General features: G+C 55.8%; 1 protein-coding gene and 1 pseudogene. Both read left to right on the forward strand.

All coding sequences use genetic code 11. The features are described from left to right. Positions 1 to 177 (forward strand): annotated as a pseudogene (locus tag ABMA59_RS37055) (IS3 family transposase); the annotation flags it as partial. Between the two features lie 354 nt (positions 178 to 531). Continuing rightward, a complete protein-coding gene (locus ABMA59_RS37060; RefSeq protein ID WP_349010318.1) occupies positions 532 to 1,443 on the forward strand; it encodes a nucleotidyltransferase and HEPN domain-containing protein in 912 nt (303 codons plus the stop codon). The last annotated feature ends 699 nt before the right edge of the window (positions 1,444 to 2,142 follow it).

Below are 2,142 nucleotides of genomic sequence, written 5' to 3' on the forward strand. Positions count from 1 at the left end.
TACAACGAAAAGCGCCCACATTCGGCGCTCGGTTACATCACGCCCGCGGCTCATGCCGCCAATCTCACCGCAACGGGAGATCGGCTGCGCAACCCCGACCAGCTCCACCGATCGCCCGTTGCTCACCCCGCGCCATACGGCGTAAAACCCGGCGAGGCTCTAATTGCCGCTGGATGAAAACTCCGGGGCAGGTCACTTCCAATGGTCGAGGGTTGAACGTAGTGAATTTGACGATGGGGGAGGTCGATACGAGGGGTAGCGATGGCGCCTGCGTTGTTGAGACCGGCGGCAAGATAATCAGAGGTCCAGTTGCAAGACGTCGGGTTCTCGCCAATGTCCAGCGGGGGAATCTCGTTGGCGTTCTCTCCTCTGACCGTGGCCGAAACAGCCATCCTGCCCTGCGGAGCGCCTCACCCTCTTATTTCGACCGGTGTCAGCTGACAGGTTGTTTTCGCCCCCACGGCGCGGCATTCTGTGGAATCGGGGCCGTACCTCGGATGAGCCAGCCAAATGGATGACCGGCCCTTGTTCATGAAGTCCAGCATCGACCACCTGCCCTTGGCAAAACAGCGAGAGCTCACGCGCGCCGTCGAGGTACTACTCGAGGAATTCGAGGATTCACTGAAAGAAGGAACGGCCGACTTCAAGAAGCGCGGGCGGATCCTCAAGACCATCCTGTTTGGATCATATGCACGCGGCGACTGGGTCGACGAGCCGCACACCAGGAAGGGATACCGGTCCGATTTCGACCTTCTGATCGTGGTCAACAACCGCAAGCTGACGGACTTCGCCACCTACTGGCAAACGGCAGCCAACCGGCTCATGCGGGAAGTGAGCACGCCAGTGAGCTTGATCGTGCATTCGCGCCGCGAAGTGAACACAGCGCTGAGGGACGGCCAGTACTTCTTCGTCGATATCCGTCGTGATGGAATCGTCCTCTATGAACTCGACGATGAGCCATTAGCCAATCCGGTCCCAGCAAGGCCGTCCGACGTCATTCGGCTTGCAAAAGGATATTTCGAAGATCGACTGCCCCATGCGCAGAAATTCGCAAAAGGAGGAAATTTCTACTTGCAGGAAGGCGACCTCAAGGAAGCCGCCTTCCTGTTCCATCAATCGATCGAGCAGGCCTATTCCAGCCTTTTGCTCGTCCTGACCAACTACAGTCCGCCCTCACACAACATAAAATTTCTGCGCAGCCTGGCGGAAGATCAGGTTCGGCAATTGGCCGAAGTTTGGCCAAGGGATCAGCAGCGTTTCGTCGCCTGGTTCAACATCATCAACGAAGCCTATGTGAAGGCGAGGTATTCGAAGCACTTCGAGATATCCCATGAAGCCCTCGCCTGGCTATCGGAGCGCGTAATGGACCTGATCAATCGCATTGAGAAAATCTGTCAACTGCAATTAGGAAAGCTGGATGAGGAAGCCGGGCGACGATTCTGATGGCAATATGACCCCGACAACGGGATTGTCGAAAGTTCAGTTTTCAGCGGTGACATGGTCGGCGATCTCAATACGGAACCCTGAAGGGAGATCAAGTTAAGCGCCTGAAGGAGCTTGAGACAGAAAACTCGCGTCTGTGAATCAGCATCGAAGGTTGAGCCTACGCGAAAAAGGTGGCAATTATTGACTTTGCTTGTAAATGCGTGACGCAAGCGGGGTATCATCGATGCTGATCGTAACCGTATGCAATTTGTATTACACCTCTCCAGATCAAGACTTTACGGAGCTGATGGTAGGGAAAACCTTCGGCCCTGATTCACACACCCGTCATAACGTCAAGCCAACAAGCGTTCAGTTTTGGAAGGGGACTCGGGTCTCTTAATTTAAGCGTATGACATTAGGGCGCGTTGCCGAGCGGGATGGTGTCCCACCGGGTGGTGTAGCTGGAGACCCGCATTAACCGTGCCGGTAGGGATGGAATTGTGATTCACTGCTTGTGTCGGGATTTGGAGACGGGACGATGGAGCAGCGGTCGCTATTGGGGCTTTCGGAACATCTCGACCGGCTGAGCAAGAATGGTGATCCGCTCGAGGTTCTGGAGGCGACGGTCAACTTTGAGTATTTCCGTGACTGGCTGGTCGAAGGACTTGGCTATGGCGAGGGTGGCAAGGGTGGTCGCCCGCCGTTCGATCCGGTGTC

The sequence above is a fragment of the Mesorhizobium yinganensis genome (assembly GCF_040081985.1).
GTDB classification, from domain to species: Bacteria; Pseudomonadota; Alphaproteobacteria; order Rhizobiales; family Rhizobiaceae; genus Kumtagia; species Kumtagia yinganensis.

Coding starts and splice junctions, on each gene's coding strand:
- ABMA59_RS37060 (WP_349010318.1), top strand. CDS start 532: ATGAAGTCCAGCATCGACCACCTGCCCTTGGCAAAACAGCGAGAGCTC.